Source organism: Streptomyces sp. Y20, from assembly GCF_043195475.1.
Taxonomy (GTDB): domain Bacteria; phylum Actinomycetota; class Actinomycetes; order Streptomycetales; family Streptomycetaceae; genus Streptomyces.
On sequence record NZ_JBIDDP010000010.1, the window covers coordinates 112,277 to 132,025 of the forward strand.

Consider the following 19,749-nt stretch of genomic DNA (forward strand, 5'->3'; position numbering starts at 1 on the left):
GCCGTCATGGGACGCGCCGCCACACACGTCGTAGAAGCGGTCATCCCGGTGCACCCCGGTGCGTGTGCGGCCGCGGACGGCCGACCGCCGGGCCGACTTCGACTCCCGTACGGGAGAAGGCGAAGTGCTGCCGGGTGAACCCGTGGGCCGACAGCGCGGCACACACCGGGTCACGGACCTCGGGACGGGCGTGTACCAGCATGAAGCCACCGCCTCCGGCCCCGAGCAGCTTGCCGCCCGTGGCCCCGGCCTCCAGGGCGTCCCGGTAGGCCAGGTCGACCAGGGGGAGCGAGACACCGTCGCCGAGTCCCCGTTTGAGCGCCCAGTGCCTCGCCAGCACCTCGCCCAGCGCGGGGCCGTCTCCCCGGCGCAGGGCCGAGACGGCGGCGGGGACGAGCGCCTTGATCTCGTGGAGGCGGTTCCGCGTGTCCTCATTGCCGCGGACGACTCGCCGGTGCTGATCGCCGAGGACCTTGCCCGCGTCGCGCGACACCCCGCTGGAGAAGAGCAGCAGTTCACCGGCCAGCCGTCCGGCCACCTCCTCCGGCACCTCCACGTCCTCCACCTCCACGCCGCCGTCGTGGGCGAAGTGGAGCAGCCGGAAGCCACCCAGTGCCGACAGGTAGTGGTCCTGCCGCCCCACCGGCCGGCCCAGAGCCACATGCTCGACTGCGCCAGCCTCCTCCGCCAGGCCGACACGGTCGTGCGTCCGGCCCCGGAGCCCGGCGAGCAGGGCCACGCAGAAGGCGGCCGAACTGCCGAGGCCCGTGCCCGGGGGCACGTCTCCCTCGGACACCAGCTCGAGGGCACCGCCTTTCCAGTGCCGCCGGACCAGTTCCCGGGCGAACGGGTTGGCCAGATCGTCGGCCGCGCGGGCGTGCCCGCAGACATCGAGGCAGGCCCGTACGCCTGGCCGGACACCACGCCGCGCGGTCACCGTGACCCGCAGGTCGACGGCCGCGGCCAGTACGGCACCGCCGAAACGGTGCGCGTAGCTGGGCAGGTCGGTTCCGCCCCCGGCCAGCGAGATCCGCAGAGGGGCGCCGGCCGTCCACAGGTCCCGGTCCGCCTCGGGACGGACCTCGGGGCCGTCGGGGTGTGTATCGAAACCGGGCGTCGGAGGGCCGCTCACGCCCTGTCCTCCACGTGAGACGCGGCGATCCGGCTGAGATGGTTGCGCATGTGCCGGGTCAGGATGTGTGCCATGGACATGTGCAGGTCCTCTTGCTCCTCGATCGAGGGGGCGGGCGCCGCTATCCACACATCGCAGAGCGGGCCCGCACTGCCACCTGTCGGACCGAGCAGGCCGATGGTGCTGACGCCGCAGTCACGGGCCAGGCGCAGCGCGGCCAGGACGTTCGGTGACATGCCGCTCGTGCTGATCGCGACCAACACGTCACCGGGCCGACACAGGGCCGCGAGCTGGCCGCTGAACACCGCCTCATAGCCGACGTCGTTCGCCCACGCGGTCAGAGCCGGTATCTGGTCCGCGAGGCACATGGTGCGCATCGGTGGCACCCCGGGCAGCCGTGTGTTCTTGGTCAGATCGAGCGCGAAGTGCGAGGCCGTGGCCGCGCTTCCGCCGTTGCCACAGGTGAAGATCATATGGCCGCCGGCGTGGGCGCGCTCCAGGACGCCTGCCGCTCGCATCAGGTCGGGCAGGGCGATCTCGGTGACGGCACGGCTGAGCCGCTCCAGATAGGAGTGCATCGCCTCGGTGCCGTCGTGGGCCGGGGTCCAGGCGTGTGCGGTGCTCATCGGGCGGTCCGCCGAAGAGTGCCGAGCACGTGCATGCGTTCGTCCGCCTCCTCGGTGCCGTCGGCGAAGTCCGGGCGGGACATGGCCCAGGCCAGGTACTCCTCGACGACGTCCTGCAGAGGGACCTCGGGCCGCCAGCCCAGCTCCGAGATGCTGTCGATGGCGGAGAACACGTGCCGGGTGTCGCCGTACCGGTAGATGCCCGGTACCGAGGGCTCCACGTCGGCGTTCGCCGCCTTGATGACCAGGCCGGCGTAGTCGAGGATGCTGACCTGCCGCCCACCGCCCACGTTGAACGCCCTGCCCACCGCGCGCTCGTCGTGCAGCGCCAGCAGGTTCGCCCGCACCACGTCGTGCACCGACACGTAGTCCCTCAACTGACGCCCGTCCTCGTAGCACACGGGCGGCTTGTCGTGCAGCACACGCTGGCTGAAGATGCGAAGAATCCCGGAGTAGGCGTTGTGGAAGGACTGCCGGCTGCCCTGGACGATGGAGTAGCGCAGGGCGACTGTGGGGATGCCGTACCGTTCGCCGAGCGTGAGAGCCGCCGTTTCCTGCGCGTGCTTCGACATCGCATAGGAGTTGTGCGGACTGACCGCGCCCTCGTCGGTCCACTCGGGCACCAGCGCCTGCCCGCACCGGGGGCAGGGCAGGTCCCAGCTGCCGCGGGCGAGGTCCGCCTCGCTCCTCGGCCGGGGGCGTACGGTGCCCTGGCCCGGGCAGTTCGGACAGCGGTAGGCGCCTTCGCCGTAGACCGCCTGGCTCGATGCCACCACGACACGGTCCGGACGCTGTCCGCGCGCGACGAGGACCTCGTACAGCAGTGCGGTGGAGGCCGTGTTGGTGGTGAAGAAGGTCGAGAAGTCGGGGAGGTAGTCCTGGTAGGCGGCCAGATGGAAGACCGCGTCGACATCCGTCAACGCGCGCTGCCAGGCCTCCCGGTCGCGCACGTCCCCGTCGATCCACTCCACCCCGCGGTCCAGGAGGTCCTGGGGGAATCGTCGCGTTCGATGCACCGGCGGGAGCAGAGCGTCGAGGACGCGTACCTGGTGGCCCTCGGACAGCAGTACGTCGACCGTGTGCGACCCGATGAACCCGGCTCCGCCGCTTACCAGGACTTTCATTCGTCTTCCTTCGATCGGATGGGCATGGGGGAGGCCGTGGGGCTCTCGGCCCAGCCGCGGTACAGCTGGGCGAACTCGCGGGCCGTACGGGACCAGGACCAGTCCTGAGCCATGGCGCGGCGCCGCACCTCGGTCAGCCGCCCGGGGGACGAGGCCGCCCAGTCCAGGGCGGCTCGAACGCTGTCGCGGACCGAGGCGGGGGTGTGCTCGGAAATGAGGAAGCCGTTGCCGCGGTCGGGTTCGGCCCGCAGGTCGAGCACGGTGTCCCGGAGGCCGCCCACCGGGCTGACGACGGGCAGGGTGCCGTAGGCCAACGCGATCAGCTGATTCAGCCCGCACGGCTCGATCCGCGACGGCATCACGGTGAAGTCCGCTCCGGCGTACAGCAGCCAGGCGATGTCCTGCTCGAAGCGCGGCACGTACGCGAGCCGGCCCCGTGCCTCGCGTACGGCGGCCGTGATGAGCTCGCGCATCCCGGGCGCGGCGGGACCGACCAGGGCGATCTGCGCCGCCCCCTCGGCCAGCAGGGGCGCGACGGCCTCCAGGAGCAGGTCCGTGCCCTTCTCGGCGACGAACCGGGAGCAGACGCCCAGCACCGGCACGGAGGTGTCCAGGGGCAGGCCCAGCGCCTTCTGCAGGAGTGCCTTGTTGTCCCGCTTGCCCGCGTCGACGGTGGCGGCGTCGTACGGCTTCGAGGGCCGGTCGGGCACGGCCGGGTCCCACACCCGCGGGTCGACCCCGGAGACGACGCCCGCCGTCGGCAGGGCCTGCCAGGTGTCACCGAGGGCCGTGCCGGAAAGCTGTGCGGATAACTCGCGGTCGTAGGTGGGGCTGCATGTGACGGCCGCGTCGGCGGACGACAGCCCCAGCAGGAGCAGGCTGGGCCGGTCGGCACCCTGCTCGCGCAGGCGGTGCAGTGCCGCCGCGGGCAGACCCAGCTCCGGCCCCTGCCGGCGGGTGAACTCGCCCTGGTAGGCGGCGCTGTGCACGTTCATGACAAGAGCTGTCGGTGTCTGCGTCCGTCGGGCCCGCAGGTGCGCGAGCGCCGCGCCCGACTGCCAGTCATTGGCGTGCACGAGATCGTACGAACGGCCCGACAGCCCGACCCAGTCCGCGACACCGCGCCCGAAGATGGCAGCCCGCTCCACCGCGTCCGCGAACTCCACGTAGTTCTCGTCCCGGTAGATGCCGGCCCGGCCGTAGCGGCTGTCCAGCCGGAAGAGGAACACCTCGCAGGGCCCGCCGTGGTCGAGGAGACGGTACACCGTGGCCTCGCCGCCCTCCGGCGTGCCCGGTGCCCGGGGCAGCCGGCACACCGCCTCGACGGACAGCCCGTGCCGCTCGATCAGCCAGGGGTAGTAGGGGAGAACCAGATCGTGGGTGACGCCCGCCTCGGTCTGCAGCGCGGCTGGAAGGGCGCGGCTGGTGAGGCCCAGTCCGCCCTCGGTGAAGTAGGGCGCGTACTCCTGGGTGATGTAGAGAACCCTCATCGCGGCGCACTCTCCGGGTGGCGGGCGGGAAAGGCGGCCGTGGCGGAACGCAGTGCGTCGGCCGCTCTGCCGAGGTCCGACTCCACCCGGCCCAGCCGCCGGGCCATCTCCGCCCGGTAGACGGCCACCCGGTCCGGACCGCTGACTCCGCAGCGCATCACGAGACCTCGGACGGCCAGCAGGTTCTGCGCGGCCCCGGTGACGTCGGCTGACGCTTGCCGCAGTGCGGCATCGGTGTCCGGGAGGCGCAGCAGCGAGAGATATGCGCCGAACCAGCGCAGGGTGTGGTGGTACGACCACATGCCCGTCATCACTTCGGTGATCCGGTCGGAGTCCGTGTCGTCGGCCCGTAGCCCCGCGGACCTCGGCGTGGAACGGGCCGAGACGAGCTGGTCGATGTCCTGTCCGAGGGCGCGGACGAGCTCGGTCCCGCTCAGCCCGTCCGGTATGGCACCGGCGAGGGCTTCGGCGTGCCCGACCAGTTCGCGCATCAGGTCCTCGGGTGCAGGTTCCTGGCCGGAGCCCCAGGACATCGGCCGCATCCAGGTCTGCAGCTGCCGCTCGTCCCGTAGCGCGGCGTCCAAGGACGCCAGGGTGACCCGCTGGTCGAAGAAGGTCGTGTCCACCGCGTCGGTCATGCGGATCGTGCCGTCTGCGGGGTCGAACTGCCGCAGGACCAGGGCGTGCAGTCCGTGGATGCGACCGCGATCGACCCAGTAGTGCGGAAGGTGGAAGGTGTCGACGACCGTGATGACCGACAGGCCACCGTGCAGGGCGTCGGTCAGGGCGTCCAGTTCACCGGGCTCGCGCAGCCGGCGATGGAGCAGGTGATGGCCGCGGGCACGCAGGGCCGTCATAAGCGGCTCCACCGTGTCACCGAAGACGGCGGTGCCATCCGCGCCTCGGTGGGCGGCGGTCGCCGTCGCGTTCCCCAGTACAGCGGCCGGGGGAACCGTGGGGTCCCGGTCGAGGAGGAGTGTGGCCAGTGTGGCGTGGAAACAACTGGGGTCGGTGAAAGCCCGGTCCCGGGTCATCACACCTCTCCTTGGTCTGAGCGGGTCGGCTGTGTCACGGCGCGAGGGCGGTCCGGGCCTCCAGGAGGGTGGTTGTGCACCGTGGTGCGTCGAAGGGGCGCCGGCGGGCGGTTCATGGACGGGCACCTGCCTGATACGAGGACGCCTGGAGGGTGTACAACTCGTGGTATTGGCCGCCGCGGGCCATGAGTTCCTCGTGCGTTCCGTACTCGACCAGGCGGGAGCCATCGAGTACGACGATCAGATCCGCCATCTGGATGCTGGAGAAACGGTGCGAGACCAGCAGGGTGATCTGCCCGGAGCCGCGCTGCTGCTCGTCCCGGGCCGCCTGCGCGTACCGTTCGAACAGCGCGTGCTCCATTTCGGCGTCGAGCGCCGATGTCGGCTCGTCGAGCACCAGGAGCAGCGGGGTATCCCGGACGAAGCCGCGAGCCAGTGCGATCTTCTGCCACTGGCCGTGCGAGAGGTCCACACCCTTCTCCCAGGCCGCGCCCAGCTGGGTGTCCACTCCGTGGGGCAATTGGGACACCATGTCCTCGGCGCCTGCGCGGGCCAGCGCGGTCTGAGTGGCCACGACGTCGTCCATACGCGGCAGGTCGCCGAGACCGACCGACTGACGCACGGGGTACTCGAAGCGGAAGAAGTCCTGGAACGCGCCGCTGATGCGCATGCGCCAGTCGACCGGGGAGATCCTGGTGAGGTCCCTGCCGTCCACGCGAATGGTTCCGGCGGCCGGCGCGTAGAACCGGCACAGCAGTTTCACGAGGCTGGTCTTGCCCGCCCCGTTCTCGCCGACCAGGGCGATCACCTTGCCCGCGGGGAGATCGAGGCTGATGTCCTCCAGGGCGGGCTTCTCGCTCCCGGGATAGCGGAAGGAGACGTTCTCCAGCCGGATGCCCTGGTCGAGGCGTTCGGGCGCTGACAGGTCGGCATCGGCGAGGTCCGCCGCGACGAAATCCTCCAGCCAGGCCAGCCGTCGTGACACGTCCAGCCAGATCGAGCGGTAGAACTGCGTCTGCGTGACCGTGCTGTTGACGTACTCCGCCAGTCTGCTCCCGGCGGTGAGGACCAGCAGGACGTCTCCGGGGCCCGCTCCGTCCTTGGTGGCGGTGTACATCACGGCCCCGACGAAGCCGGCCGCGAAGACAGCCTGAGCCAGTACCTCCCAGCCGGCCGTGGTCCACTTGGCGCGAGAAAGCGGAACGTGGCGCTGCTCCCAGGCGGCCCGCCGCGTGGTGTGCAGCCACTGCTGCACACCACCCACCCTGATCTCCTTCCCGGCGGAAGCGGAGACGCCGAGGGAGAACAGGTGCCGCGCTCGCCGGTCGTGCTGGGCACCGGCCTCTTCGACGGCCTTGTCGACGCCCGAGCGCCAGTGGGAGATGAGTACCCCTGGCACGGCGACGGCACCCAGCAGTCCGAGGAGGGGGTCCACGGACATCAGGAGGCCCAGAGTGATCATCAGCCGGACCACCGCACCGATGGTCGAGAAGAGCTGCTGGTAGAGGTAGCTCAGTGCCCCCGCATGGTCGCGCAGCACGGAGATCCGGTCGAGGTGTTCGGCGCGCTCGTGGTGTTCCAGCGTGGAGACCGACGACTGCAGCCGCGCGACGTGCGACTCGACGAAGACGGCGGCCCGGTCGGCGAAGCGCCGGTTGGCCCGTTCACTGACGACGCCCAGGAGCCAGCTACCGGTGGTGAGCAGCCCGAGGAGGGCAGCGACCAGCGTGATCCGGCCGCCGTCCCCCTCGATCACAGCATGCACGAGCATGGCCAGACCGGCCGCGAACAACGCGTCGGGCACGGCAGCCGAGACGGTCGTCACGAAGGCCACGACGATCAGCGGCGGACTGGCCCGATAGCCCAGTCGCAGGGAGCGGACGAGCGCGTTGAAGGACGGGGGCAGTGCGTCAGACGGCGACGTCATCGGAGTCCTCCGCTTCGAAGCGGGACGCCTGCAGGTCGAACATCTGCCGGTAGCGTCCGTTGGCGGCCATGAGTTCGTCGTGCGTGCCGAGTTCCGCGACCTGCCCGTCCTCCAGGACGCAGATCCGGTCCGCATGCTGCACGGTGGAGAACCGGTGGGAGATGAGGATGGTCGTGCATCCTCGGGTGGCGCCGAGGATGCGCTCGAAGATCTCCGCCTCACCCCGTATGTCCAGTTGGGCGGTGGGCTCGTCGAGAACGATGACTCCCGCTCCCTGGCGCACGGCGCACAGTGCCCGCGCCACCGCGACACGCTGCCACTGGCCACCGGAGAGGTCGGTGCCGCCGTCGTAGCCGGGAGACAGCACCGTGTCCAGATCCGCGAGGTCGGTCGCGCCGGCGTCGGCCAGCGCGGCGGTGATCATCTCGTCCGAGGCACCCAGCGGGGCCACGTTGGTGCGCAGCGGCATCTCGTAGCGGATGAAGTCCTGGAAAACGGCGGTCAGTCGCTGCCGCCAGGAGCCCAGGTCCAGCTCCCGCAGGTTGGTGCCGTCCACTTCTATGGCGCCCTGCGTCGGCTCGTACATCCGGCAGAGCAGCTTGGCCAACGTCGTCTTGCCGGCCCCGTTCACCCCGACGACCGCGAGCGACGTCCCGGCCTCGATAGTGAGGTCCAGCCCTTCGAAGACCGGTTTCGTGTCCGAGGGATACGTGAAGTGCACGTTCCGGAAGCGGATCCGGGACTGCGGCATGCCGTGGGCCTTCTTCTCGCCGTCGGCGATCCGACCGGCCTCCAGCATCGGGTCCCTGAGTGCGAGGACGGCCGCCGCGGACTGTGCGGTGGGTGGCAACGCCCAGCTCAGACCACCGAATGCCAGAGCGCTGGCGCCCACGGCCGCTTGGGCGAAGACAGCCACCGCGCCCGTGCCCAGCTCCCCGGAGGACGCGTCCGCGGCCAGTCGGAAGAGCAGCAGACCATTGGCCACTACCAGGACGGTGATCGCCCACCGCAGCGGCTTCTGGCGCAGCCGGGTCTCCTGCCACCGCAGTTCGACCAGCCTTCGGCGGTTGGACGCGAACTGACGGACGATCCAGTCGCTGATACCGAAGAGCCGGACTTCCTTGGCAGCCGGTGCGTCCACGGCGAGCCGGTACGTGTAGTCGGAGCGCCGCTGTGCGTCGAGGACTTCCCCGGTGTTGCGGTCCCAGAAGCTGCTCTCCCGCAGCAGCCAGTGCGTGGACAGCCACGCCGCTCCGATCAGCAGCGGAGCCCACCAGGCGTAGCCGGCGAGGACGGCCACCTGTCCCAGACCGACGGCCGTCTGGACGAGGCCGCCGGCGATGATGCCCAGCGAGATGTTCAGCGGAGGTCCGGCGACCCCCTGGTCGAAGGCCCGGGCGTCGGTAAGCCGGTCGACCAGTTCGCGTGCCTCCAGGTGCGCGAGACCGCCCGGCCGCGTGGTGGTGTCCAGAAGCATGTCGTGCAGCAGGCACGAGACGCGCTCGCCCAATGCGGCCGACGTTTGCGCATGGATGGGAACGACCAGTTGCATCGAAACGAAGACTGCCGCGATCAGGGTGAGCGGCACCATGAGACTTGAGCCGTCATTCACGTCGTTCACGAGCGAGCCGACGGCGACCACCAGAACCGCCGGCAGTACGCCGCGGACCGCGATGAGCACCCACCAGCCGACGGCCAGCAGCAGATGCGCCTTCGGAAACAGGGCGAAAAGCTTCCATTCGTTCCGGCCGCGCAGGTTCACCCATAACCGGCGCCACTGCGGCTGCGCTGCTTCCGCAGAGCCTGCTGCTCCCGCGTCCGGGAATCTCTTTTCGTTCACGGACAGCTTTCCGTGTCGCCGTTTGGGCACGAAGTACAACTCTCTCGATAACTGGTCCCGCTGCGGAGCACCCGCGAAGCGGTACGAAGCGGATCAGTTCTTTGCCGCGGTCACCAGATAGCCGACGGAGCCACCGAGATAGTGACCGGCGTCGTGCAGCCCCTCGAGTTCTCGCAGCCAACGGACCACGTCGCGGGCGTCGAGCACGCGATCGTGCACGAGCTGGGCCAGTGGCCGTCGCATCGTGAACATGAAGAGGTCGTAGTCATTGGGTACAGGATAGGGAACGGCGGTGATGTCGGAGAAGCCGGCCTCGCGGTAAAGGCGGGGCAGTTGGCGGCCGATCCACCCTTGCAGCGCGGAATCGGTGACGAAGTCGAGGATTGTCCTCGTTGTAGACCGGTCCGGATGGTCGAGCACGGTTGTGCCCAGATCGAACTCGAAGGCCACGGCCCGCCCGCCCGGTCGCAGTATGCGGTAAACCTCGCCGATCACTCCCGGCGGGTCCGGAACGTGCTGCAGGAGTGCCTGCGCGCGGCACCGGTCGAAGGCCTGGTCCGGAAACGGGACGGCGAGGGCGGAGCCCACTGTGAACGAGACCGGAGCGCCGGAGCCGGCGGCGCGGGCGGTTGCCTCGGCGACCATGGTGCGACTGGCGTCCACCCCCACGACCCGCCCTCCCGTGGGCAGTTCCGCAGCCATGGCCAGGGCGTCGGAGCCCAGCCCGCACCCGAGGTCAAGTACAGCGCATGCGTGTGCAAGCTGCAACTGCTTTGTTACCGCGACGCCGACTTCGCGCATGGCGGGTGAGGCCTTGCCGACCTCCAACGCGCGGATCAGGGGGGTCGGGTCGGCGGCGTCGTCCACGGCTGCAAAACTACGTAGATCGACCCAACTCTTTTGACTCTGCATAGGGTGGCATTTCCCGTCGGAGAGTTCGTAAAGGGTGGCCATTTTGCCTGCGCAAGCCCGAGGGGTGTGTACCGGAACGCATGATTTGATGCGAAAAAACCCAGTCGGGTGCGGCAATGCGCGGCGGGCGTCCAGCAGCTTGCAGAGTCTCTGATAGTAGTGTCGCAGGACAAGATCAACAACGTGTGATCTGTGTCACGTTCGAGGGGTTTCGGTGTGGGGTAGGGTTCAATCTGCTTGATCTGAGTGGCTGCTTATCCCAATCTGGAAAGCGTGCGCAGGATGTGCCGGTGGCGCAGCGCGGCGACGGAAAGCTGCACATAAGGCAGACATTCCGTCTGGCCCGTCAGTGATCAGGCGCACCTCCCACCGGGACCGGCGATTCGCTGAGTGGTGGGACTGCTGCTCACATGGACTGCGATGGTGCATCGGCATTAGCCGCATCTGGCGATGAGTGAGTGGCGCCTTGAAATGCAGAGCGCCGTCCGGTCGTATACCAGCTGTGTGTAACCCTGTATTCGGAGGTCTTTCTATGAACGACCGTCAGGAAATCGTGGACTCTGTCGCGCTCCGGCTGAGCAAGATGATCCCGCAGCTGCGCGAGGAGCCGGACCTGGAGAGCAAGGATCTGCGCGACTACGCAGAGTTCGACTCGCTCGGCATCCTTGAGGTGCTGGTCTGGCTGGAGGACGAGTTCGCCGTCTCCATCCCCGACGAGGAGCTGCGCGTGGAGAACTTCAAGTCGGTGGGGATGATCGTCGACTACGTCATAGCCCACCGGTAGTCGAGCACTGCGCGGTGGGCGTAGGCCCGCGGCGCCTCGCATGAGAAGGCGGACGATGGAGATCTTCACCCTCTCCGACCTGCTGGACGCCCGAGCCGAGAGCCACGGGGACAAGGTCGCGGTGAGTCACAACGGGGAGACCCGCACATATCGGCAAGTCCAGGACGCTGTAGGGCGGTTCGCCCAGGCGCTGGCCGAACGCGGCACCCGGGCCGGCGACCGGGTGGTCGTGCTGCTGCCCAACTCGATCGACGCCCTGGTCTGCTTATTCGCTGTCGTACGCCTGGGGGCCGCGGCAGTGATCGTGAACGACAGGCTCAAGCCACGGCAGGTCGGGCACATCGTCGGGCACTGCGACGCCAGGGCAGTGGTGACCAACCGTCGGCTCGGCGCGCTGCTGGAGCATCCTGAGGCCGCGGCTGCGGTGGTCATCGACGTGGCCCAGGTGTCGATGGACGGCGTGCCCCCGGCGGTGACGACGAACTGGGCGAGACCGGTCGTAGGCCGCGACCTGGCTGCACTGATCTACACCTCGGGATCCACCGGACGTCCCAAGGGCGTCATGGTCACGCACGCCAACTTGCTGGCCGGCGCCCGGATTGTGGCGACCTATCTGGAACTCACCCCCGCCGACCGGACTCTGTCGCTGCTGCCCTGGAGCTTCGACGCCGGACTGAACCAGGTGCTGGCCACCTTCTGGGCCGCCGGCACCGTGATCATCGGCAGCACGGCTCACGCACCCCAGATCTGCCGTGAGCTGGCAGCGGAGCGGATCACCGGTGTGGCCGGAGTCCCGCCGCTGTGGGAGATGCTGACCAGACGTCCGTCGACGTTCCTGGATCAGCAGCTGCCCGATCTGCGCTACGCGACCAACACCGGCGGAGCACTGCGCAGCGAGACACTGGAGCGGATCCGGCGGGCGCATCCCGGCACGGACTTCTATCTGATGTACGGGCTGACCGAGGCCTTCCGGTCCACGTACCTACCGCCAGAGCGGACCGGAGCACCTGCCTCAGCCATCGGCAGGGCGATCCCCGACACCGAGATCCTGGTGCTGGACGAGGCCGGTCAGCGCTGCGCGCCGGGCGAGGTCGGCGAACTCGTGCACCGGGGGCCGACCGTCGCCGCAGGGTACTGGCGTGATCCGGAGGCCACCGCGCGTGTCTTCAGGCCCTACCCATTCGCCCCACAGGGAGCCGTGCCAGAGTACGTGGTGCACTCGGGCGACTACGTCCACGCCGACGAAGAAGGCTGGCTGACCTACGTTGGCCGACGGGACGAGCAGTTCAAGTCCCGCGGATTCCGGGTCAATCCCACCGAGATCGAGACCGTCCTGCTCGCCAGCACGCTGGTGACCGAGGCAGTGGTCTTCGCCGACGCGTCGGACACCGGCGAGACCGTGGTCGCGGCGGCCGTCGTGCCGGCCGGCACTCCGGAGTTCCGGCTCACGCGGCTCGAGGCTTACTGTGCAAAGGAGCTGCCGGATCATCAGCAGCCCACTCGCATCCACGTGCTGACCACGCTGCCGCGGACGCCGTCGGGCAAGGTGGACCGCGCGCGGGTGAAGCAGGATTGGACCCGGACCGAGGACGCCGGGGGCGTCGTTACGGCGCGGGCGGGAGACCACCGTGCTGCCGGATGACGAGGAACAGCGACTGCTCGAGCCGCTGGAGCGCTTCGCCGCCCTGCACGCGGCGGCCCTGCGCGCCTCGCGACCCGGCCTGATCGACATGTCGTACCCGAACCCGCTGGTGCACCGCGACCCACGGGCCTTCGACCTGCTGCGTGGCGTTCTCGCCGAGACGGACCAGGCGGACCTGCAATACACGCCCTTCGGCGGCGGTGTGGTGGTCAGGCGCCGTGTGGCCGCCTCCTTATCCCGCCGCTTCGGACTGCCGTTCGGTTTCCGTGACGTCCTGCTGACGCCAGGGGCGACGGCGGCCCTGAACGTGGTCCTCACGGCACTCTTCCGCCCTGGCGACGAATTGGTCGTGCCCACTCCGTGCTGGATGGACTACTTCCTCTACCTGCGGCGGCTGGGACTGCGGCCGGTCGCGGTGCCGTGCGGCGCGGACAAGCGACTCGACCTGGCCGCTCTCGCTTCGGCGATAGGCCCCCGCACGGCCGGCGTGATCATCAGCCAGCCGGTCTGCCCCACGGGCGTGCTGCACAGCGCCGAGGAGCTGGCCGAGCTGTCCGACGTGCTGCGCGCGGCCGGGGCGCGGTACGGCAGGGCACCGGTCCTGATCAGTGACGAGGTCCACCGGGACCAGACATGGGACACGGACGGGTTCACCAGCCCGGTGCAGGTCTACTCGGACACGGTCAGCCTGTACTCGTTCGGCAAAGCGTGGTCCCTTCAGGGGCAGCGGACGGGGTATGCCGCGTTCGGTCCAGCGCTGGACGGCCGTGCCGAGGTGGTCGCCCGCGCCGAGCGGGCGCTGCGGTCCACGGGCTTCTGCGCGCCCACCGCGCTCATGCAGCGACTGGTCGTGGAGCTGGCGGACCTCACACCGGACTGCGGGCCGCTGCACCGGGATCAGGTACTGCTGCGGGAGACGCTGGCCCGGCTCGGTTACGAGACGGTGCCCGGCCGGGCCACGGCCTTCGTCTACGCGCGGTGCCCGGACGGCTTCGACGACTGGGCCTTCGTGAGCCGGCTGGCGCGCAACGGACTGCTGGCCATGCCGTCCTCGCTCTTTCACGAGCCCGGCTACTTCCGGCTCGCGCTCAACGTGGGACCGGACCGGCTGCAGGACGTGGGCCGCAGCCTCCGCGCGGTCCTGGAGCAGGCCGATGACGAGGCGGCCCGGAGCAATCGATGACGCAGGGAACCGAGGGAAGAGGCAGTGTCGCCATGCGCGGTGTGACGAGCGGAGTCGCCGAGATACTGGAGAGGTTCGTGCGCAGGGAAGGGCGCATCGTCGACGACGACCCGGATTTCAGCCGGGATGTGGACCTGTTTACATCCGGGTACCTGGACTCGCTCGGCACGGTGCGCCTCATCGCTTTCATCGAGAATCAGTTCGACCTGCAGCTCGGTGACGATGTACTGGCCGATCCCTCCTTCAACACGGTTCACGGGATCAGCGCACTGATCGAGGGCCTCCTCGCGGAGTCCGGGCGATGACCGGCGGTGACCGGTGCCGGGTACGGCAGGAGGCATGAGCCCGTGGATTTGAGCCTGTTCTACTTCGCCGACGAGGCCCGCGGCGGCGGGCACAAGGACCGTTACCGGCTTCTGCTGGAGGGCGCGCGATACGCGGACACGCACGGCTTCAGCGCTGTGTGGACACCGGAGAGGCACTTCCACCCCTTCGGGGGCAACTACCCCAACCCGGCGGTCACCGGGGCCGCAGTGGCGACCGTGACCGAGCGCATCCAGATCCGCGCGGGCAGTGTCGTCGCTCCGCTCCACCACGTGCTGCGGATCGCCGAGGACTGGGCGGTGGTGGACAACCTCTCCGGCGGCCGCGCGGGCATCTCCCTCGCATCGGGCTGGAACCCCGAGGACTTCATCCTCGGGCCTGGACGCTTCGGGGACCGGAGCCGGACCGTGCTCGACCACATCAACACTTTGCGCAGTCTCTGGCGCGGCGAACCGTTCACGGATCCGCAAGCGCTCGACGGCGAAGGACCCCGCATCCACCCGCTGCCAGTCCAGAGCGAGATCCCGTTGTGGCTGACCGCGGCGGGAAATCCGGACACCTTCCGCGCGGCCGGCCGGGCCCGGGTGGGCGTGCTGACCCATCTGGCCAGTCAAGGGATGGACGAACTCGCGGACCGGATCACCCAGTACCGCAAGGCGTTCACCTCCGCCGGCGGAGCCGGCACCGGCCACGTGGTGCTGATGCTGCACACCTTTCTCGGAGCGGATCAGGCGGCCATCGAGCGCGAGGTCCGCGAGCCGCTGGAGAACTACCTGATCAGTGCCCTGAACCTGTTCAACCCACAGGGCGGCAGTGCCCGTGGCACGAGTGGGCAGCGGGCCCGGCTCGCCGTCCGTCCCGCCCTGCAGCGTTACCTCCACCAAGGGTGCGCTCTCCTCGGCACCACAGACCGGGCGGAGGAAGTGGTGCGGGAGTGCGAGCGGATCGGAGTCGACGAGATCGCCTGTCTCATCGACTTCGGGGTCTCCACGGACCGGGTCCTGCACGGCCTCACCCATCTCGCGGAACTCCGCGCACGCGTGGCGTGAGGGGATCTCTGAGCACCTCACGACAACGACGACGCCCCACGTTCACCCATCACTCAGGGCAAGGGAAGATGCCATGACAGACAGAGCCGGGCGTTATCCGCTGTGGGAACCGCTGCACCAGCCCAGCCGCTTCGGACGCCGGTCGCACTCGGCGGTGCGGGCTGAGGGGACGAAGGTCCTCTTCGCGGACGGCAGATGGCGTCAGTGCGGCACCAGCGGCCTGTGGAACGTCAACCTCGGATACGGCAACAGGCGAGTGGCCGAAGCCGTGCGGACCGCGTTGCTGGAGGCCTCGTACTTCTCACTCTTCCGCACCGGACACGAGCCGGCCGTCGCGGCCTCCCGGGCGCTGCTCGACCTCAGCGGTCCCGACTGGTTCGGACGGGTGGCCCACACCACCTCCGGGGGGTCGGCGAACGACCTGGTGATGAAGCTCGTACGGCAGTACTGGTCGCTGCGGCGGCAGTTCCGCCGCCGCGTCGTGGTGGGACTCAAGGGCAGCTACCACGGACTGACATACGGAAGCCACGGCCTCACCGGGACGTCCCTGGGACAGAGCTACTACAGCGTCGATCAACGGCTGATCCGGCACGTGAGCCACCAGGACATCACCGAGCTGGAGGAACTGCTGCAGCGAGAAGGCGAACAGGTCGCCGCCGTCGTGGTGGAGCCGGTGCTGGGCACCGGCGCCTACCCGCTGTCCCCGCAGATGCTCGAAGGGCTGGAACGGCTGCGTGTCCAGTACGGCTTCCTGCTGGTGGCCGACGAGGTCGCCACCGGTTTCGGCCGGACAGGTCCCTGCTTCGCCTCGCTGAACTGGACCCGTCCGCCTGACGTACTGCTCGCCTCCAAGGGACTCACCAATGGCACCTGCGCCGCGGCGGCCGTGATCGTCTGCCACGACATCTGTGATCTCTTCGACCGGCATGACGCGGTCCTCACCCACGCCGAGACCCAGGCGGGCACGCCGGCCACATGCGCCGCGATCCTGGCCACCCTGGAGGAGATGGAACGGTTGCGGGCGCTGGACGCCGCGGCCGAGGTCGGCCGCCGTCTCGACGCCCTCTTCGTCCGGCTCGCCGATCACCCGCTGGTCGCGGGCAGCGACGGGGCCGGCTGTTTCCGCGCCCTGCGGCTCGCCCAGCACGGCACTCCGCTCGGCGACGACGCGGTCACGGCGGTCCTCGAGGAGATCCGGGAAGCCGGGGCCCTGCTGTCCCCGGGGCCCAGTTGCGTCCAACTGGCTCCCGCCCTCGTCTACGACGACGAGGACATGGCACAGCTGGAAAAGGCCCTCGTCCTAGGTCTGGACCGGGCGGCAGAGCGGCTGCCCGCCCTGGAGGAGGCCCCGTCATGACAGCGTCTGCCGATTCTCCGACGGGTACCGCCGCCGCGCCGTCCCCCGCAGGCTGCCCCTGGTCCTTTCCCGCGCCGCGCAGGACCCCGTGGCATCCGCCGGCCGAATACCGGGCCGAACCCGGGCAGCCGGTCCGCCGGGTGCCGCTCAGCTACGGCGGCGAGGCCTGGCTGGTCACCGACTTCGCCACCGCCAGGAAAGTCCTCGCCGACCACGTCCGCTTCAGTTCCGACTCGACCCTGCCGGGCTACCCGGCGTTTCCTCTGTCCTCCAAGCGGACGATCCCCGGTCACTTCCTGTCGATGGACCAGCCCGAGCACACCCGGCTGCGCCGCCTGGTGGCGGCGGAGTTCAGTGGCAGCCGGGTCAAGGGGCTTCGCCCGGCACTCACCCGGAACGCGGCTCAGCTGGTCGACGCGGTGATCGAGGCGGGCGGTCCCGTCGACCTCGTCTCGGCGGTGGCCGTGCCGTTGCCGGCCCTCAGCGCATCGGACATGCTCGGTACGCCCCTTGCGGACCGGGACTTCTTCCTCGCCTGCACCCGCGACATGCAGCGCCATGACGCCAGCATCGCCGAACGGGTCCTGGCAGCCGGGAAGATGAGCCGGTACCTCCAGGGGTTGTTCGCCGCCAAGCGCCAGGGAGAGGCGGGCGACCTCTTCAGCCGTCTGGCCCGGAGTCTCGGCGAGGACCTGACCATGGCCGAACTCGTCGGTGTCGCCAACCTCATCATCGTCGCCGGTCTGGAGACCACCGCAGGACTGGTGTCGCTGACCATGCTGTCGCTGCTGAGTGACGAGGAACAGGGGAACCTCGTGCGGTCCGACCCGGAGCGCTGGGCTCCCGCGGCGGTCGGCGAGGCCCTGCGCTACTGGACGCTGGTCCAGCACGGTGTGGCCCGTGTCGCCACCTGCGACGTCGAGCTGGCCGACCGGACGATCCGGGCGGGCGACGGCCTGGTGGTGAATGTGGCGGCAGCCAACCGTGATCCCGCGGTCTTCACGGACCCGGACCGCTTCGACCTCAGACGTGAGGCGCGCGGCCAACTCGCCTTCGGCCACGGTATCCACCGCTGTCTCGGCAGCTTCATCGCCCAGGCCCAGGCCGAACTGGCGGTCGCGGAGCTCATGCGCCGGCTGCCCGGCCTCCGCTTGGTGAATCCGCCCAGGGACACGGACTTCCTGGCGGACATGCTCGTGTACGGCCTGCGAGCGCTGGACGTGACGTGGTGACCTGCCCCCCACCTCTTCTGGAGAACGAGCCCGAATGCCACACACCCCCCACACACCTCCCACGGCCGTGGGAAACGATGCCGGCCGTGACCGTGTCACGCTGCTGGACGGCTATGTCCCGGTCATCGACCTGGGACTCGACGTGCGCGACCCCGCCCACCGGGCCGGTGTCGCCGCTGCGATCCGCCGGGCCTGTGAGGCCAGCGGTTTCCTCGTCGTGGTCGGTCACGGGGTCCCCGGCGCCCTGGTGTCGAGGCTGCACGACATGACCAGGGCGTTCTTCACCGGGCCCCCCGAGGAGAAGGAGCGGGTGGCCAACGACCCCGTCGACCCGATGCAGCACGGATTCGGGGCCAACCCGCGCATGCAGCTGTTCGCGGCGAGCCTGGCGGGCGAGGGCGGCTGGCCCGGCACGGCGGCCGGCGAGGACTTCGCGGCGCTCGGCAGCCCCAACCGATGGCCGCGGCTACCCGGGTTCCGTGAGCTGTTCCTGGAGTACCACTCCGCGGTCAGCGAGGTGTCGCTGCAGATCATGCGGCTGTTCGCGCTGGGTCTGGAGCTTCCCGAAACGTGGTTCGACGACAAATTCGACCACCACGTCAGCCACTTGACGGCCAACTACTACCCATCCCGGCCCCTGGGCGGGTGGAGCAGCCCGTATCGCAACAGCCCGCACATCGACATCGGATGCCTGACCGTGCTCCACCAGGACGACACACCGTGTGGGCTGCAGGTTCGGCACCCGACCGGACAGTGGCTCGACGTGCCTCCGCTGGCGGGCTCCTTCGTGGTCAACCTCGGTTCGCTGATGTCCCGTTGGACCAACGACCGCTGGGCCAGCACGATGCACCGCGTAGTGAACCCACCGGACGAGCTGGCGGACGGGGACCGCATCTCCATCGCGTTCTTCTACCAGCCGAATCCCGATGCGGAGATCGTCCCTCTGGACACCTGCACGGACCCGGACAATCCCCCTCGGCATGCGCCCGTGCGGGCCGGCGACTACCTCATGGCGAAGTCCCGCCGCCTCTATCTGCAGCGCAGGCTGGGCCGATCGGACGCGCTCACATGACGTACGGAATCACGGGAATCGGCTATGCGCTGGGCGAGCCCTGTTCGGTCGCGGAGACCGTCGCCGCCTACACGGACGACCACAAGAAGATCGAGGACTGGGGCTACCGGACCTACTACCGGGCAGCGGACGACGTGGGACTGACCGATCTGGCCGCCGCGGCCGCCGAGCAGGCCCTCAAACGCGCTGACATTCCGGCGGACGAGGTCGACCTGCTGATCCTGGCCATGGCCGACATTCCGGACTACCTGTACTGGGACCCGGCCGCCGCCACACAGGACAAGGTGGGGGCACGGCGCGCCGAGGCGCTGCTGATCAACCAGGCGTGCAGCAGCGGTGTGCTCGGGTTCGACGCCGCGGCGGGCAAGTTCGCGACGCACCCTGACTACCGCGTCGCCCTGCTCATCACGGTGAACCGGGTGTGCGAGGCCTACTGGAACCGCATGGACTCCAGTACCGCGATCACCTCCGACGGTGCGGCCGCGGCGGTGCTGGTGCGCGGCGCGGACAGCTGTCGCTGGCTCGCCACCGAGGTCATCTCGGACGGCCGGTACGCCAACGTCGCCTACCTGCCGGGTGGCGGGGCCGCGCTCCCGGTCACCCCGGACCACCCGGATCCGGGCCGGGTCGGCAACCCCGTGGACCTGATGAACGAGTTCCTGGGCCACGACCTGCGCGCCAAGGTCCGGTTCCTCAGGGAGACCCGGGACAACAGCCACCGCGTACTGGAGAAGGCCTGCGCTCACGCGAAGGTGCCCGTGGAAGACGTCCGCTACGTCCTCCACATGAACGGCACCGCAAAGGGACTTGAGGAGTTCTCCCGGGACTTCCACATCCCGATGCACCGCACCAACGCCGAAGTGGCACTGGATCACGGTCACTTGGGCTGTGTCGACCAATTGTTCAGCCTCGGAAAGATGCTCGACGACAACCGGATTCCGCCAGGGGAACTCGTGGCCCTCACCAGCACCGGAAGCGGCATGCACTGGGCCTGCACTCTGCTGCGCGTCTGAGAAAGGAG

The 19,749-nt window shown here is 69.4% G+C and carries 17 protein-coding genes; 9 read left to right on the top strand and 8 right to left on the bottom strand.

Features of this window, described 5'->3' with window-relative positions; all coding sequences use genetic code 11:
• Window positions 1-40: 40 nt before the first annotated feature.
• From ACGFT1_RS24640 to ACGFT1_RS24675, 8 genes are all read right to left on the bottom strand, one after another.
• On the bottom strand, window positions 41-1,132 hold the full coding sequence (locus ACGFT1_RS24640) for a hypothetical protein (protein ID WP_373911130.1): 1,092 nt from the start codon (window positions 1,130-1,132) through the stop codon (window positions 41-43).
• Window positions 1,129-1,758: an SIS domain-containing protein gene (locus ACGFT1_RS24645; RefSeq protein ID WP_373911131.1), complete on the bottom strand. Its 630-nt coding sequence runs from the start codon at window positions 1,756-1,758 to the stop codon at window positions 1,129-1,131. The genes ACGFT1_RS24640 and ACGFT1_RS24645 overlap by 4 nt, the downstream gene beginning before the upstream one ends.
• Window positions 1,755-2,882 carry an NAD-dependent epimerase/dehydratase family protein gene (locus ACGFT1_RS24650; protein ID WP_373911132.1) on the bottom strand — a complete coding sequence of 376 codons (1,128 nt, stop codon included), beginning with the start codon at window positions 2,880-2,882 and terminating at the stop codon, window positions 1,755-1,757. Before ACGFT1_RS24650 ends, ACGFT1_RS24645 begins: the two co-directional genes overlap by 4 nt.
• Window positions 2,879-4,372: a glycogen synthase gene (locus tag ACGFT1_RS24655; protein ID WP_373911133.1), complete on the bottom strand. Its 1,494-nt coding sequence runs from the start codon at window positions 4,370-4,372 to the stop codon at window positions 2,879-2,881. The genes ACGFT1_RS24650 and ACGFT1_RS24655 overlap by 4 nt, the downstream gene beginning before the upstream one ends.
• Window positions 4,369-5,406 carry a hypothetical protein gene (locus tag ACGFT1_RS24660; protein WP_373911134.1) on the bottom strand — a complete coding sequence of 346 codons (1,038 nt, stop codon included), beginning with the start codon at window positions 5,404-5,406 and terminating at the stop codon, window positions 4,369-4,371. The genes ACGFT1_RS24655 and ACGFT1_RS24660 overlap by 4 nt, the downstream gene beginning before the upstream one ends.
• 112 nt (window positions 5,407-5,518) lie before the next feature.
• Window positions 5,519-7,333, bottom strand: a complete 1,815-nt coding sequence (locus tag ACGFT1_RS24665; protein ID WP_373911135.1) for an ABC transporter ATP-binding protein — start codon at window positions 7,331-7,333, stop codon at window positions 5,519-5,521.
• Window positions 7,317-9,173 (bottom strand): ABC transporter ATP-binding protein, encoded by a 1,857-nt coding sequence (locus ACGFT1_RS24670; RefSeq protein WP_373911136.1) that lies wholly within the window; start codon window positions 9,171-9,173, stop codon window positions 7,317-7,319. Before ACGFT1_RS24670 ends, ACGFT1_RS24665 begins: the two co-directional genes overlap by 17 nt.
• A gap of 93 nt (window positions 9,174-9,266) precedes the next feature.
• Window positions 9,267-10,040: a methyltransferase domain-containing protein gene (locus tag ACGFT1_RS24675; RefSeq protein ID WP_373911137.1), complete on the bottom strand. Its 774-nt coding sequence runs from the start codon at window positions 10,038-10,040 to the stop codon at window positions 9,267-9,269.
• Between the two features lie 598 nt (window positions 10,041-10,638).
• Here ACGFT1_RS24675 and ACGFT1_RS24680 point away from each other — a divergent pair.
• From ACGFT1_RS24680 to ACGFT1_RS24720, 9 genes are all read left to right on the top strand, one after another.
• Window positions 10,639-10,869, top strand: a complete 231-nt coding sequence (locus tag ACGFT1_RS24680; RefSeq protein WP_373911138.1) for a phosphopantetheine-binding protein — start codon at window positions 10,639-10,641, stop codon at window positions 10,867-10,869.
• A gap of 55 nt (window positions 10,870-10,924) precedes the next feature.
• Complete coding sequence (locus ACGFT1_RS24685; RefSeq protein WP_373911139.1) at window positions 10,925-12,511, top strand: AMP-binding protein; 1,587 nt, start codon at window positions 10,925-10,927, stop codon at window positions 12,509-12,511.
• The gene (locus tag ACGFT1_RS24690; RefSeq protein ID WP_373911140.1) at window positions 12,498-13,694 is read left to right on the top strand and encodes an aminotransferase class I/II-fold pyridoxal phosphate-dependent enzyme; all 1,197 of its coding nucleotides are present in this window, start codon (window positions 12,498-12,500) and stop codon (window positions 13,692-13,694) included. Before ACGFT1_RS24685 ends, ACGFT1_RS24690 begins: the two co-directional genes overlap by 14 nt.
• The gene (locus tag ACGFT1_RS24695; RefSeq protein ID WP_373911141.1) at window positions 13,691-13,999 is read left to right on the top strand and encodes an acyl carrier protein; all 309 of its coding nucleotides are present in this window, start codon (window positions 13,691-13,693) and stop codon (window positions 13,997-13,999) included. Before ACGFT1_RS24690 ends, ACGFT1_RS24695 begins: the two co-directional genes overlap by 4 nt.
• 42 nt (window positions 14,000-14,041) lie before the next feature.
• Entirely contained in the window at window positions 14,042-15,067 is a 1,026-nt protein-coding gene (locus ACGFT1_RS24700; RefSeq protein ID WP_373911142.1) for a MupA/Atu3671 family FMN-dependent luciferase-like monooxygenase, read from the top strand.
• Between the two features lie 73 nt (window positions 15,068-15,140).
• The gene (gene mpaD / locus ACGFT1_RS24705) at window positions 15,141-16,424 is read left to right on the top strand and encodes a daptide-type RiPP biosynthesis aminotransferase (RefSeq protein WP_373911143.1); all 1,284 of its coding nucleotides are present in this window, start codon (window positions 15,141-15,143) and stop codon (window positions 16,422-16,424) included.
• The gene (locus tag ACGFT1_RS24710; RefSeq protein ID WP_373911144.1) at window positions 16,421-17,656 is read left to right on the top strand and encodes a cytochrome P450; all 1,236 of its coding nucleotides are present in this window, start codon (window positions 16,421-16,423) and stop codon (window positions 17,654-17,656) included. Before mpaD ends, ACGFT1_RS24710 begins: the two co-directional genes overlap by 4 nt.
• Window positions 17,657-17,723: 67 nt before the next feature.
• Window positions 17,724-18,728, top strand: coding sequence for an isopenicillin N synthase family dioxygenase (locus ACGFT1_RS24715; protein WP_373911145.1), 1,005 nt, complete (start codon window positions 17,724-17,726; stop codon window positions 18,726-18,728).
• On the top strand, window positions 18,725-19,741 hold the full coding sequence (locus tag ACGFT1_RS24720) for a 3-oxoacyl-ACP synthase III family protein (protein ID WP_373911146.1): 1,017 nt from the start codon (window positions 18,725-18,727) through the stop codon (window positions 19,739-19,741). Before ACGFT1_RS24715 ends, ACGFT1_RS24720 begins: the two co-directional genes overlap by 4 nt.
• Window positions 19,742-19,749: the final 8 nt, after the last annotated feature.

Excerpts from the sequence above, each read along its gene's own strand:
- ACGFT1_RS24660 (WP_373911134.1), bottom strand. The coding sequence starts at position 5,406 with ATGACCCGGGACCGGGCTTTCACCGACCCCAGTTGTTTCCACGCCACA.
- ACGFT1_RS24655 (WP_373911133.1), bottom strand. The coding sequence starts at position 4,372 with ATGAGGGTTCTCTACATCACCCAGGAGTACGCGCCCTACTTCACCGAG.
- ACGFT1_RS24695 (WP_373911141.1), top strand. The coding sequence starts at position 13,691 with ATGACGCAGGGAACCGAGGGAAGAGGCAGTGTCGCCATGCGCGGTGTG.
- ACGFT1_RS24650 (WP_373911132.1), bottom strand. The coding sequence starts at position 2,882 with ATGAAAGTCCTGGTAAGCGGCGGAGCCGGGTTCATCGGGTCGCACACG.
- ACGFT1_RS24720 (WP_373911146.1), top strand. The coding sequence starts at position 18,725 with ATGACGTACGGAATCACGGGAATCGGCTATGCGCTGGGCGAGCCCTGT.
- ACGFT1_RS24710 (WP_373911144.1), top strand. The coding sequence starts at position 16,421 with ATGACAGCGTCTGCCGATTCTCCGACGGGTACCGCCGCCGCGCCGTCC.
- mpaD (WP_373911143.1), top strand. The coding sequence starts at position 15,141 with ATGACAGACAGAGCCGGGCGTTATCCGCTGTGGGAACCGCTGCACCAG.
- ACGFT1_RS24665 (WP_373911135.1), bottom strand. The coding sequence starts at position 7,333 with ATGACGTCGCCGTCTGACGCACTGCCCCCGTCCTTCAACGCGCTCGTC.
- ACGFT1_RS24645 (WP_373911131.1), bottom strand. The coding sequence starts at position 1,758 with ATGAGCACCGCACACGCCTGGACCCCGGCCCACGACGGCACCGAGGCG.
- ACGFT1_RS24685 (WP_373911139.1), top strand. The coding sequence starts at position 10,925 with ATGGAGATCTTCACCCTCTCCGACCTGCTGGACGCCCGAGCCGAGAGC.